This is a genomic window from Flavisphingopyxis soli (assembly GCF_007995095.1).
GTDB classification, from domain to species: Bacteria; Pseudomonadota; Alphaproteobacteria; order Sphingomonadales; family Sphingomonadaceae; genus Flavisphingopyxis; species Flavisphingopyxis soli.
In genome coordinates, this window is record NZ_VOPY01000001.1 from 1,308,559 (window position 1) to 1,321,053 (window position 12,495).

At 64.3% G+C, this 12,495-nt stretch carries 13 protein-coding genes; all 13 read left to right on the forward strand.

What is annotated here, in order from left to right; translation table 11 throughout:
- The first annotated feature begins 10 nt into the window (after positions 1–10).
- The 13 genes from FSZ31_RS06440 to FSZ31_RS06500 all read left to right on the forward strand — a co-directional run bounded on the left by FSZ31_RS06440 (position 11) and on the right by FSZ31_RS06500 (position 11,934).
- A complete protein-coding gene (locus FSZ31_RS06440; RefSeq protein ID WP_236643683.1) occupies positions 11–838 on the forward strand; it encodes a type II secretion system protein N in 828 nt (275 codons plus the stop codon).
- Positions 835–3,003: a type II secretion system secretin GspD gene (gene gspD, locus FSZ31_RS06445; RefSeq protein ID WP_147122373.1), complete on the forward strand. Its 2,169-nt coding sequence runs from the start codon at positions 835–837 to the stop codon at positions 3,001–3,003. Before FSZ31_RS06440 ends, gspD begins: the two co-directional genes overlap by 4 nt.
- Before the next feature lie 173 nt (positions 3,004–3,176).
- The gene (locus FSZ31_RS06450; protein ID WP_408021646.1) at positions 3,177–4,601 is read left to right on the forward strand and encodes a GspE/PulE family protein; all 1,425 of its coding nucleotides are present in this window, start codon (positions 3,177–3,179) and stop codon (positions 4,599–4,601) included.
- Positions 4,594–5,823 (forward strand): type II secretion system inner membrane protein GspF, encoded by a 1,230-nt coding sequence (gene gspF / locus FSZ31_RS06455; protein WP_147122375.1) that lies wholly within the window; start codon positions 4,594–4,596, stop codon positions 5,821–5,823. The genes FSZ31_RS06450 and gspF overlap by 8 nt, the downstream gene beginning before the upstream one ends.
- A 4-nt stretch (positions 5,824–5,827) precedes the next feature.
- Positions 5,828–6,328, forward strand: a complete 501-nt coding sequence (gene gspG / locus FSZ31_RS06460; RefSeq protein WP_147122377.1) for a type II secretion system major pseudopilin GspG — start codon at positions 5,828–5,830, stop codon at positions 6,326–6,328.
- 11 nt (positions 6,329–6,339) lie between these two features.
- The gene (locus tag FSZ31_RS06465) at positions 6,340–6,858 is read left to right on the forward strand and encodes a GspH/FimT family pseudopilin (RefSeq protein ID WP_147122379.1); all 519 of its coding nucleotides are present in this window, start codon (positions 6,340–6,342) and stop codon (positions 6,856–6,858) included.
- A gap of 4 nt (positions 6,859–6,862) precedes the next feature.
- Positions 6,863–7,258, forward strand: a complete 396-nt coding sequence (gene gspI, locus FSZ31_RS06470) for a type II secretion system minor pseudopilin GspI (protein WP_147122381.1) — start codon at positions 6,863–6,865, stop codon at positions 7,256–7,258.
- Positions 7,255–7,890 (forward strand): type II secretion system minor pseudopilin GspJ, encoded by a 636-nt coding sequence (gene gspJ / locus FSZ31_RS06475; RefSeq protein WP_147122383.1) that lies wholly within the window; start codon positions 7,255–7,257, stop codon positions 7,888–7,890. Before gspI ends, gspJ begins: the two co-directional genes overlap by 4 nt.
- The gene (gene gspK, locus FSZ31_RS06480) at positions 7,887–8,870 is read left to right on the forward strand and encodes a type II secretion system minor pseudopilin GspK (RefSeq protein WP_147122385.1); all 984 of its coding nucleotides are present in this window, start codon (positions 7,887–7,889) and stop codon (positions 8,868–8,870) included. Before gspJ ends, gspK begins: the two co-directional genes overlap by 4 nt.
- Positions 8,871–8,874: 4 nt before the next feature.
- On the forward strand, positions 8,875–9,996 hold the full coding sequence (gene gspL / locus FSZ31_RS06485) for a type II secretion system protein GspL (protein WP_147122387.1): 1,122 nt from the start codon (positions 8,875–8,877) through the stop codon (positions 9,994–9,996).
- Positions 9,993–10,475 carry a type II secretion system protein GspM gene (gene gspM, locus FSZ31_RS06490; protein WP_147122389.1) on the forward strand — a complete coding sequence of 161 codons (483 nt, stop codon included), beginning with the start codon at positions 9,993–9,995 and terminating at the stop codon, positions 10,473–10,475. Before gspL ends, gspM begins: the two co-directional genes overlap by 4 nt.
- Positions 10,472–11,176: a type II secretion system protein N gene (gene gspN / locus FSZ31_RS06495; RefSeq protein WP_161595969.1), complete on the forward strand. Its 705-nt coding sequence runs from the start codon at positions 10,472–10,474 to the stop codon at positions 11,174–11,176. The genes gspM and gspN overlap by 4 nt, the downstream gene beginning before the upstream one ends.
- Positions 11,177–11,187: 11 nt before the next feature.
- Positions 11,188–11,934, forward strand: a complete 747-nt coding sequence (locus FSZ31_RS06500; RefSeq protein WP_236643684.1) for a prepilin peptidase — start codon at positions 11,188–11,190, stop codon at positions 11,932–11,934.
- The last annotated feature ends 561 nt before the right edge of the window (positions 11,935–12,495 follow it).

Sequence of the window (12,495 nt, forward strand, 5' to 3'; positions counted from 1 at the left end):
GCTGAGGACTGTGACCATCGAAAGGCTTTCGCGCGTCGGGCAATGGCTGCCGCGCGACGTCTATTTCTGGGCGAAGGCGCTTATCCTCGCAGCGATTGCCATCCAGCTCGCGCGTCTGGCCTGGGCAATCGCAACGCCGCTCGGCCCCGTTGGCGACTGGCGTCCGGCCCAGGCCCGCGCGATGGCCCCCGCGGCTCAGGCCGCATTGATAGCGGGGTTCGATCCCTTCGGTCGCGGGGCGTCGCCCGATGACGCGGTCACCAGCGTCACCGACCTCGACATCGCTCTGTTCGGCGTGCGGGAAAACATCAGCGCCGGGACTGGCTCGGCAATCATTGCAGGCCCCGATGGAATCCAGAAAAGCATCGGCGTCGGCGAAGAGATCTTGCCCGGCGTTAGGCTTTCCGCCGTAGCCTTCGATTATATCGTGATCGAGCGCGGGGGCCGCAAAGAAAAGCTGTTCCTCGACCAGTCGACGCCAGCCGAAGTCGTCGTCGATGCTGCAGCTGGGCCGAACGCCGCGAGCGATGTGCCAGCCGCATCATCCGGCGGGATTTCCGCTGCCGAAGCGCGCGCGGGCATCGCGCTGGCACCACGTAGCGAGGGCGGGCGTGTCACCGGCCTCGCCCTGTCGCCGCAGGGCGATGGCAAGATCTTTGCCGCAGCGGGATTTCGCCCGGGTGACATCGTCACCGCAATCAATGGCCGGCGAATTACATCGCCTGCCGACCTAGCCGCGCTCTCGGGGCAGATCATTCCCGGAGCGCGCCTCTCGATCACTGTCGAACGCGGTGCCGAAACCGTCCCCGTCGCCCTCAATCTGTCAGGCAATCCATGAAGCGTAAGTTTATCGGCATAGTGGCCATGCTGCTAGCAACCGCGACCCCCTCGGTCGCGCTGGCGCAATACACGATCAACATGCGCGACGCCGATGTCCGCGCTTTCGTCGACGACGCCGCGCGTGTGACCGGTATGACCTTGATCGTCGACGGCCGCGTTCAGGGCAAAGTTTCTGTGGTGAGCGAACGCGCGCTCAGCCGATCGGAATATTTCGAGGTATTCCTGTCGACGTTGCGCGCCAACGGCCTTGTCGCAATCCCGATTCCGGGCGGCTATCGCATCCAGCCGCTCGACGGCGCAGCGAGCCAGCCCAGCCGGGTCACCAACGAAACCGGACAGCGCAACCAATTTGTCACAGCGGTCTTTCGCCTGAAGGCAATCGACGCAGTCGGCGCGATCGAGACCTTGCGTCCATTGGTCAGTCCGCAAGGGTCAGTGACCGCGAACAAGAATGCAAATTCGCTCGTTGTCGTCGATTTTGCCGACAATGTCTCGCGCATCCGCCAGCTGATCGGCCGGATCGACCGCGACAATGCCACCAGCGATATCGTCTACCTGAAAAATGCCGGGGCTCGCGAAGTCGCGACCGCTTTGCAGGGCTTGGCGGGAGCAGGCGGCAGCGGGGCAGCGCCCCCCGTCACCGTGGCAGCGATCGATTCGTCGAATGCACTCGCGCTGCGCGGCGATCCCGGCGCGGTCGGTCGCTTCGCGGCGATGGCGCGCGAGCTTGATCAGCGCGCCGCCGACGGCACCGATATTCGTGTCTACTGGCTCGAGCATGCCGATGCCGAACAGTTGCTACCGGTCCTCCAGCAGTTGCTCGGCCAGCCGGCGACGCAGAGCTCGGCGGCACCGGCCTTCATCACCAGCCAGTCGGGCGAAGGCACCGGCGCAGGGCCTGCGCCGCAAGCGGCCCAGATCAGCGCTGGTGGCGGCAGCCAGCAATCGACCGGGATCGCGCGGCGCGGCCCGGCCATCGTCACGCGCTATGCCGGAACCAACGCGATCATCGTCGCGGCGAATGCCGACGTGCAACGGCAGTTGGGCGAGGTCATCCGCCAGCTCGACACGCGCCGCGAGCAGGTGCTGGTCGAAGCGATCATCGTCGAGATCGGCGACGATGCCGCACGCCGCCTAGGCGTCCAGTTCCTCCTCGCTGGTAAGAACGCGCCGTTTGCCGCAACCAATTATTCGAACTCGGTGCCCAACATCTTCACCGTCGGCGGCGCGATCGCCAATTACGAACTCGGCCGCCAGACCACGGTGAACGACAACGGCACGACGACGACGACCTATGACAGCCCGCTCGGCCAGGGCGTGACCGATGCCGCGGTTCAATCGGTCCTGAACGCCACCGGCGGATTCGGCGGCGGACTCCTCAATATCGGCAAGAATACGGTGTTCGGGGCGATCATCAACGCCGTCCAGTCGGACACCGCGTCGAACATATTGTCGACGCCGTCGATCATGACGCTCGACAACCAGGAGGCCAAGCTGCTCGTCGGGCAGGAGGTTCCGGTGACGACGGGCGAGGCGCTGAGCACCAATTTCGACAACGCCTTCCGGACGGTCCAGCGACAGAATGTCGGCATCCAGCTCGACGTGAAGCCGCAGGTCAATTCGTCAGGATCGATCAAGCTTTTCCTGCGCCAGGAGGTATCGAGCGTTGCCGGGCCGGTCTCGAGCCGATCGAGCGACCTCGTCATCAACAAGCGCGAGTTCAAGACGGTGCTGACCGTCGACGATGGTGAAATCCTCGCGATCGGCGGGCTGATCGACGAGAACGAGCGCCGCACGATCGAGAAGATCCCGCTGCTCGGCGATATCCCGATCATTGGCGAACTGTTCAAATCGCGTTCGCGTAGCAAGACGAAGACCAATTTGATGGTCTTCATTCGTCCGACGATCGTTCGATCGAGCGCCGATGCGCGTGCGCTCACCGCCCAGCGTTACGGCTATATTCGTGGCGAACAGTTGCGACGAAACCCCGATGAAGAGCCGTCGCTCGACGCGCTGGTCCGCGATTACATGGGGGCGATCCCGCCAAGTGTGATCGAGGTCCAGCCCAATGACGTGCGCTATCAGGGCTATGTTCCAACCCCGGGAGCGGTCCAGTCGGTCGACCTGCCGCAATCGAGTCCTGCGCCGGACCCGCAGCGATGAAGATTCGCAAGGGCGACGCAGGTGACGCGAAAGACGGTGCGCTAGAGCCAGTGGACGGCCTTCCCGTCGACGACCCCCTACTGCTCGACGTCGAAATGGCGACGCGCCAGTCGCTTCCGATTACTGCGATCATCGATATTCCGTATGGCTTTGCACGCGAACGCGGCGTGGTGATGCTGCCGCACGAGGACGGGAGCCTGACCGTGGCATTGCGCGACGGCGCAGATCCCGAAGTCCTGATCGAGGTGCGCCGGCATCTCGCCCAGTCATTCGACATCGTCTTCGTCGATGGGCCGGCGTTCGATCTGCATCTCCAGGAACGCTATTCGATCGACCAAAGTGCGGCTGGCCTGGCTGGCGAGATCGGGACCGGAGAAGAACTCGATGCTCTCGCGAGCGGCATTCCGAGTGCAGAAGACCTGCTCGACAGCGCGGACGACGCGCCCGCGATCCGGCTGATCAACGGCATCATCGCCGAAGCCGTGCGGCAGGGCGTCAGCGACATCCATATCGAGCCGTATGAGAGTGGCCTTATCGTTCGGATGCGGATCGACGGCGTGCTCAAGGAATCGCTCCGCATGCCCGCACGCGTCGCTCCGGTCGTGGTCAGCCGGATCAAGGTCATGGCGCGGCTCGACATTGCCGAGCGCCGCATTCCCCAGGACGGTCGGATCGGCCTGTCGCTCGGCGGAAAGTCGCTCGACGTGCGCGTATCGACGCTGCCGAGCCGGGCAGGGGAGCGTGTTGTGCTGCGCATCCTCGACAAGGATCAGGCGGGGTTGTCGCTCGACCTGCTCGGGCTGTCGGGCGCGGTGGAACAGGTCCTGCGCGAGGCGCTTGCCGAACCCAACGGCATCATCCTCGTCACTGGCCCGACGGGCTCGGGCAAGACGACGACGCTCTATGCGGGTCTGCAACAGCTCAACGACGGCAGCCGCAATATCCTGACGGTCGAGGACCCTGTCGAATACGCGATCGAGGGTGTCGGCCAGACGCAGGTCAATTCGAAGGTCGGGTTGAGCTTTGCAGCCGGTCTGCGCGCGATCCTGCGCCAGGATCCCGATGTCGTGATGATTGGCGAAATCCGCGATCGCGAAACCGCCGATATCGCGGTGCAGGCATCGCTTACCGGTCATCTCGTCCTGTCGACCGTCCATACCAACGATGCGCTCGGCGCGATCACGCGGATGCGCGACATGAAGGTTGAACCGTTCCTGCTCGCATCGAGCTTGCGCGCGGTGATCGCCCAGCGGCTGGTACGGCATTTGTGCGAACATTGTCGCAAGCCGGTTCAGTCGGACAAGAGCGTGGCCGCGCTACTGGGGTTCGATACGGGCACGATCGTCTACGAGCCCGCGGGTTGCGCCAAGTGCAACAATACCGGGTTCACCGGTCGGATCGGTGTGTTCGAGGCCGTCCGGATCGATGCGACGATCCGTCGCCTGATCAACGACGGCGGCGACGAGGCGGTGATCGCGCGGCACGCATTCGTCAACGCACCCAATCTGGGTTCCGCGGCCCGCGCGCTCGTCAAATCCGGCCAAACAACGGCAGAGGAAGCGATCCGCATTTCGCGCAGCGAGGACAATGATGGCTGAGTTTGCGTATTTCGCGATCGACGCCAGAGGCCGCGAACGACGTGGCGTCGAACGCGCCGCCAATGACGTTGGCGCCCGTGCGGCGCTCGAAGCGCGCCAGCTCTATGTCGTCAGATTGGCCCCGGGGACCGGTGCTGCGACCACATCGGCAAGGCGCGGGCCGCCGCTGTTGTCGCGCGGGAAAACCAAGCTCAGTGCCAAGCAACTGACACTGTTTACCCGCCAATTCGCGACGATCAGCCAGGTCAGTCCGCTCGAAGAAGCGCTGCGAACGATCTCCCGGCAAAGCGAACAGGACCACGTTCGCGCAATCGTCGCCCGCGTCGCCGACGGGGTCGTCGAGGGCCGCCGCCTGGCCGACGCGATGGCGCGTGAACCCAAGAGCTTCCCGCCATTGTTCCGCGCAATGGTGGCGGCAGGCGAAAGCTCGGGCTCGCTCCCCGATCTGCTCGAACGCCTGTCAATGCTGCTCGAGCGCCAGGCCGAGATGCGGGGCAAAATCCTTTCGGCGCTCGCTTATCCCATCGTCCTGACGATCGTCGCGATCGGCGTCGTTGCCGCGCTGATGATCGCGGTTGTGCCGCAAGTCGTCGAACAGTTCGACGATGTCGGCCAGCAGCTCCCGCTGCTGACGCGGATCGTGATCGCGCTGAGCGACGCGCTGGCGGGTTATTGGTGGGCGATCCTCGGCGTGCTTGTTATTGCCGGGGCGGGCTTTGCCTATGGGCTGCGGCGCGAGCCGGTTCGCTTCGCCTTCGATTCGATGCTGTTGCGCCTGCCGCTGGTCGGTCGGTTGATCCGCGATCTCCACGCCGCACGAATGGCGCGGACGCTCGCGACAATGATCGAGAGCCGCCTGCCGCTCATCGACGGTCTGCGCCTGACCGCGCAGACCGTCCATAACCGCGCGCTCCGCAATGCGATGCTGGGGCTGGTTGAGGCTATCCGTGGCGGCGGGAGCCTTTCGGGCGCGATCGGCCGCGCTGGGGTTTTCCCACCACTGCTCGTCTATCTCGCTGCGAGCGGCGAGAGCGCTGGGCAGCTCGATGTCATGCTGGCTCGGGCGGCCGATTATCTAGAACGCGAATTCGATAATTTCACTGCAACCGCTCTGTCGATGCTCGAGCCCGCGATCATCGTCGTGATGGGGGTCGTCGTCGCGACGATCGTCCTCGCGATCCTGCTCCCCATCCTGCAACTCCAAACCCTCATCGGAGGTTGATCCCATGCGAAGCCTATTTCTTCGTCTCTTTTTTAACCTGTCGCGTGACCGACCCGTCCTCCGCATCGCCGCGGCACCCGAGCCGGTCGAGGAAAACGGATTCACGCTGGTCGAATTGATGGTCGTCATAGTTATTATCGGCCTGCTGGCGACCGTCGTCCTGATCAACGTTCTGCCGAGCCAGGACCGTGCGATGGTGACCAAGGCGAAAGCCGATATTGCCACGCTCGAACAGGCAATGGAAATGTATCGGCTCGACAACATGACCTATCCCGCCGGAGCTGACGGGTTACGCGCCCTAAAGAGCCCGCCACCGGGGCTGGCGCAACCCGGCCGCTATCGCCCGGGCGGCTATATCAAGAAATTGCCCGACGACCCGTGGGGCCGACCCTATCAGCTGCAGGTGCCTGGCAAGGCCGGCCCGTTCGATATCTATTCGCTTGGTTCGGACGGCGCGCCAGGCGGAGAAGGCGATGCCGCCGATATCTATTCGGGCGAAGGCTGAGGATATTGCGCTTGGCTCATTGTGCCGCCTTGTCAGCCCAGCGACCGCGCCATGCTGGCCAGCGACCCTGTGGGCGCTGGTCCGAGCACGGGCGTTCCTCCGAACACGGCTTCACGCTGGTCGAACTGATGGTCGTAATGGCGGTCATGGCGCTGATGGCGGGAGCGGTGGTTCTGACGATCGGGTCGAACCGTGGCGATCTCTCCGAGACGACGAGCCGCTTTGCTAGCCGGATTGCCGCTGCACGCGACGAGGCGATCGTCGGCGGTCGGCCGGTCGCGGTCTGGATCAGCCCATCGGGCTACGGGTTCGAACGATATGGCGACGGGCGCTGGCAAGCGTTCGAACAAAAGCCGTTCGAAGCGCACGACTGGGGCAAGGGACTGAGCGCAACAAGCGGCGAAGGACGTTCGCGTATTGCGTTCGATACCGTCGGGCTACCCGATAGCGGCTGGGTCGTATCGATCAGCGATGGCGATCGTCGCGCCAGCGTCGGGCTCGCGTCCAACGGCGATGTGGCGGTGGAATAGCCCCATGACGCACCGCCCAAATGGCTTCAGTCCCTTTTCGCGTTCCGCCGAACACGGCTTCACGCTTATCGAGATGCTCGTCGCTCTCTCGGTCTTTGCGATTGCGGCGCTCGCCCTTTTGCGGCTCGATGCCTATGCCGTCGCCACCGCTGCCGACCTTTCGGGCAAAGCAGGTGCGCAACTGATTGCCGAAAATAGTGCCGCGCTGATTACCAGCGATCCTGCTGCGCCGGTTCGCGGCACCAAGAGTGCGACCGTCTCGAATGGCGGACGCAGTTTCGTCGTTGCGCAAACCGTTGCACCGACCGACGACGCGCGCCTCGTGCGTGTCGATATCCTTGTCCGTGAAGTCGACGGCACCGGTCGTGCCGGCCTGACGCTGGTCAAGCGCGTGTCATGACACCAGTCCCCGACCAAATCCCCGCAGAGCGCGAGGCGGGCTTCACGCTGATCGAAATGCTCGTCGCCCTGGTCATCTTCGCTATTCTGGCAGGGGCGGGTGTGGGCTTGCTGCGTGCCAGCGTGGACACGCAAAGCGCGGTAGAAATCCGGCTGGCCGACGTGACGGCAATCGAGCGGCTCCGCCTGGTCCTGGGCGCCGATCTGAGCCAGGCGGTCGATCGTCCGACGCGCGGTACAGGCGGCAGCACCAACGCTGCATTCGTCGGGCAAAGCGACCGCTTTACCCTCGTCCGCGGCGGCGTCGCGAATCTTGACGCGTATCCGCGTTCGTCGTTGCACCGCATTGCATGGCAGTCGAACAATGCGACCGTCGAACGTCGCGCCTTCGCAGTGCTTGACGGCGACAATAGCGGACAGGCTGCGGTGCTGGCGTCGAATATTGCCATGCTTTCGTTTCGCTATCGCGGGGCCCACGGCAATTGGACGTCGACCTGGCCAGTCGACGGCGGGCCACCACTGCCGCGCGCCGTCGAGACAACACTGCAGCGCGAGGGTGAGGCACCGCTGACAATCGTTATCGCCTTACCGTGGTCGCCGTCGCCGATCGCAGCCACAGAGGCGCAGCCATGACCCCGCCGCGCTCCGAACGCGGTGCCGCGTTGCTCACCGTACTGCTGCTCGTTGCGGTGATGGCAACGATTGCCGCGACCGCACTCGATCGACTTTCGCTGGCGACGCGGCTGGCAGGCAATGCGGTCACGCTCGGCCAAGCGCGGGCTTGGCTTGGCACTGCCGAATTGCTCGCAACGACCCGGCTTGAGGATCTGGTCGCAGCCAGTCCCGGCGAGACGACACTTGCGGGCGGCTGGATGGGCATCGAACGGACGATCGCGCTGCCCGACGGTGCCAGCGTGCGCGCAACGGTGCGCGATGGGGGCAACTGCTTCAACCTCAACAGCCTCGTCGAGGCCACCCCGGACGGCATGCTCGTTGCGCGGCCGCGCGCCGGCGAGCAATTCGCCGCGCTGATGGTATTGCTCGGCATCGGGTCGGGCGAGGCCCTGGGTGTCGCCGGCGCCACCACCGACTTTATCGACAGCGACAGTGTCGTTGGTCCGGCGGGCGGCGAAGACGGCGCTTATGGCGGACGCGATGCAGCGTTGCCTGCCAATCGCTTGCTCGCCGACAAGAGCGAGCTGCGGGCAGTGGCGGGGGTTACGCCGCGTATTTATGCGACGCTCGACCCGTGGATTTGCGCGCTGCCGGTTGCCGAACTGTCCCCGATCAACGTCAACACGTTGCTGCCCGAACAATCGTTGCTCCTCGCGATGCTCGCGTCGACACAGCTGACGCCGGCGCTTGCGCGCGCACAACTGGCGGGGAGGCCGCAGGGCGGCTATGGCAGCGTCTACCGATTCTGGGCTTCGCCGATATTGGCGAGTTTGAAGCTGCCCAGCGAAGTGACCGCGCAAACCCAGGTCCGCACGACCTGGTTTACGCTGTCGGCAAGTGTGGCTGCGGGAGGATTGGACGTGACCGAGGCAGCACTGATCGACGCTCGCCAGGCGCCTGCCGTTGTCGTGCGCCGTCAATGGGGCGAAACCCGCTAGCACCATGACCGCAACCCTCGTTCTTGCCCTTTCTGCCGTTCCCGACGCGCGCGATGCGACAACCTATTGGTGGTCGATCGTCGACGATGCGATCGTTGCGCGCGGAGCAGACGCCGGGTGGCGCGACCACGTTACTAGAGACGGAGTGCCCGTTAGAGTTGTCGCGCTGGCACCGGCTGCGGCGACGCGAATCGGATTTGCGCGTGTCGCCGACATGCCTCCCCGTCAAGCGGTGGGCATTGCGCGAATGCAAGCCCTTGAAAGCGCACTCGGCGATCCAGGGACGCTCCATTTTGTCGCTCAAGGCCCTACGGCTCCCGGTGAGCCATTCGTAACCGCCATCGTCGCCAACGCGGCCATGCTGGAATGGCTCGACTGGCTCGAGGCCATGGGGGTCGATGCAGGGTCGATCATCCCTGCCGCGCTGTTGCTGCCACTCGGTGAAGACTGGCGCGCGGCGAGCATCGCCGGCGAATCGGTGATCGGACGCAGCGGCATCGTCTTTCCCAACGAGCCCGCGCTGGTGTCGGCGCTGGTCGGTCAGGATGAGGTCGCCGAAGTGTCGCCCGAAACCATCGATGCTGCGTTGCTGGCAGCGCTTGGCGCACCGCCGCTCGACCTGCGCGTCGGCGCCTTCGCGCGCCGCCGCCGCTGGTTCGTCGATCGCGCGCGGATTCGCGAAATCGCGATACTGCTCGCCTTTGTTCCGGTGATCGCGCTGATGATTGCGCTAGCGACTTTGTGGCAATTCAATGCCAGCGCCGAGCGGCTCGATGCCGATGCGGTCGCGCGCGCCTCGATGGCGCTCGGCAAGCCGGTTACGATCGCCAATGCCGAGGCAGAACTCAATGTCCGTGCATCGAATATCGCGGGCGCAGGAGGGCAGCTCGCCACTCCGCTGGCCGCGCTCTATCAGCAGATGCAGGGCGAAACGACGATCAGCGCGACCGCGTTGGGCTGGCGCAGCGATGGGACACTGGCGGCGACGCTGGCCGCTCCGCGTATTGACGAGATCAACCGCTTGCTGCTCGGCTTGCAGCGAGAAGGTTACACCGTCACGGCGGTTCCGCGGCAAGGTAGCGATGGGCGCAGCATCGCCGACATGACGATCAGGGCCCGGCCATGATCGCGCGGCTGATCGATTATTGGGGCCAACGCTCCCTGCGGGAAAGGCGGCTGATTGCGATAATGCTGATCATCGCCGTGCCGTTGCTGCTGTGGCTTCTCGTCGCGCGTCCACTGAACGGTGCGCTGGCCGACGCCAAGGAGCGACAGGCCGAAGCGGTGGCGCGGCACGGCCGCATTCTCGCTCGGATTGACGCCATCGACGACGAGACGACATCCGATTCTTCGCCCGTGAACGTCGGCTCGCTCGACCTGTTCGTTGCCGAAGCGGCAAGCCAGCGTGGACTGACGATCGATAGCAACAGTCCGCAAGGATCCGATGCCGTTTCCGTCCGGATCGCGCATGCGCGGCCCGAAGCCCTGGTGGAATGGCTCATCGGCTTCGAAAAGCAGGGCATCGTCGTAGCGGAAATGCATATGACGGCGAACGCCGACGGCAGCGCGGCCCTCGACGCTCAGTTGCGGCGGAGCGGGACATGAGCCGCCGATGGTTGATCTGGAGCCTGGCTCTCCTGCTGCTCGCGCTGATCGCGATGTTTCCATTGCGGATTGCACTCGGGCTGAGCCATGTGGAGCGCATGGGACTTGCTGCTCGCGCGGTCGCCGGACCGGTCTGGAGTGGCGCGATCGGCGATTTGAGCTTGCGCGATCAGGCGCTCGGCAGCTTCGCGGTCGGGCTCGACCCGATGGCCTCGCTCAGCGGCGCCACGCTCGATTTCGCTCGGCTCGAAAGTGCTGAAGGACCACTCAGCGGCTCGCTGCGCGTCGGTGGTGCGCGCCGCGGTATCGTCGAAACCAGTGGCCGGATCGCGACCGCCGCGTTGTTCGGACAACTGCCGGTCGATGCAGTCGAATTCGCCGATGCGACTGTCCTGTTCGACGGCGGTCGATGCGTCGAGGCGTCGGGCAAGCTTACTGCCATCGTCGGCACGCGGATCGCCGGGCTAGATCTCTCGCGCGGAATGACGGGTAAGCTGTCATGCGCCGGCGACGATGTCCGCATCGCCATGGCGAGCCGCTCGCGGATGGAACGGATCGACCTCACGATCGCGGCTGATGGGAGCTACAGCGCGCGCATGCGCATCGCAACGGGCACGCCTGAGCTTGGGATAGCACTTGCGCTGTTCGGTTTTCGCCAGAGCGGCAACACCTTGGGACTGACCGTCAACGGACATTTCTGATGGGGACAGGCTTGATTCCCGTTTTCTTCGCTGCGGCATTAGCGGTCCTTGGAGCCATCATCGGAAGTTTTACGGCCAATCTGTGCCTGCGCTGGCCGCGCGGGGAGGGGGTCGTCGTGGGCCGCTCGCGATGCGATGCGTGTGGCCGCACGCTGGGCGTCGGCGAGCTGTTGCCCATACTAAGCTTCCTCGCCACGCGCGGTCGCTGCAAAAGCTGCCGTGTCCCGATCGATCCGCTGCATTGGCGCGTCGAGACCGCCAGCGCGGCGATCGGTTTCGTCGCCGTATTCGCTTTCGGCGCTGGCGTGCAGGCGATGGCGATTGCCTTGCTCGGCTGGCTGTTGGTGCCGCTTGCGATTCTCGACTGGCGCCATTTCTGGCTCCCCAATCGGCTCACTCTTGTCGTTGCAGCGACCGGTCTCGCGCTCGGCGGCTGGGCGTCAACAGAGCCGCTCGTCAATCGTCTCGCTGCCGGAGCAATCGGTTATCTATCGCTCGCGGCGATAGCCTCAACATATCGGCTGCTCAGGCGCGTTGAAGGCATGGGTCGAGGAGACCCAAAGCTGTTCGGCGCGCTCGGTCTTTGGCTAGGCATCGCTGCGATGCCCATCATGCTCCTGCTTGCCGCGCTTGTCGGCATAATCGTGGCGATCGTTAAGCGTGATGCTCGCAGTGGACGTGAGCCGGTTGCCTTCGGAACGATGCTGTGCGTGGCCGCTTTACCTGCAATGTTAATTGCCCACATCTCAATAATTTAATTCGCCTCATCCCCCGACATAACGCCCCCAAATTAATCGGATTTTCGACCAATAGCTCGATCATATCGAGCGGCATCGCCGCTTTTTCGCAGCGGCACTTCATGGATCGCCATTTCGGGGGGCATCCTTCGACTAAGCCTCGGCGAGCGCATCGGAAGCGACGCTACCCCTTGGGGTTTGGCGGGCCTATTTCTGACCGTTGCTTTCTTAGCAGTTCTGGCCCTGACGAAGTCGCGTCCGATCCACGCGTTTCTCGTTCCCACTCACCTTATCCTTCTCATTGCCGCAACCATTCGGCAACCAGTGTAGAATTCGTCCGCTTCCCACCCAAATGTCGGCCACTGGCGCTCGAGCTTCGCTGTCGGCAAAGCTGCCCATTGGAAATGTTGATCTTCCAACAGCCGCGACGGACTCTTAGCACCATCCCAAGCCGCTCTCGGCGGCCCGGCGCCTGGAGCAAATAGCTTTATAAGCCCCACATCTTCGAAGCGGCTGGAACTTTAGCCGTTGAAATCGGATGTTAATTCCTCCGAGCTACATGTCAGGCGAAAGAGGATCGCC

Coding starts and splice junctions, on each gene's coding strand:
- gspN (WP_161595969.1), top strand. CDS start 10,472: ATGAGCCGCCGATGGTTGATCTGGAGCCTGGCTCTCCTGCTGCTCGCG.
- gspL (WP_147122387.1), top strand. CDS start 8,875: ATGACCGCAACCCTCGTTCTTGCCCTTTCTGCCGTTCCCGACGCGCGC.
- gspJ (WP_147122383.1), top strand. CDS start 7,255: ATGACACCAGTCCCCGACCAAATCCCCGCAGAGCGCGAGGCGGGCTTC.
- gspK (WP_147122385.1), top strand. CDS start 7,887: ATGACCCCGCCGCGCTCCGAACGCGGTGCCGCGTTGCTCACCGTACTG.
- gspM (WP_147122389.1), top strand. CDS start 9,993: ATGATCGCGCGGCTGATCGATTATTGGGGCCAACGCTCCCTGCGGGAA.
- gspD (WP_147122373.1), top strand. CDS start 835: ATGAAGCGTAAGTTTATCGGCATAGTGGCCATGCTGCTAGCAACCGCG.
- gspF (WP_147122375.1), top strand. CDS start 4,594: ATGGCTGAGTTTGCGTATTTCGCGATCGACGCCAGAGGCCGCGAACGA.
- gspI (WP_147122381.1), top strand. CDS start 6,863: ATGACGCACCGCCCAAATGGCTTCAGTCCCTTTTCGCGTTCCGCCGAA.
- FSZ31_RS06450 (WP_408021646.1), top strand. CDS start 3,177: ATGCTGCCGCACGAGGACGGGAGCCTGACCGTGGCATTGCGCGACGGC.
- gspG (WP_147122377.1), top strand. CDS start 5,828: ATGCGAAGCCTATTTCTTCGTCTCTTTTTTAACCTGTCGCGTGACCGA.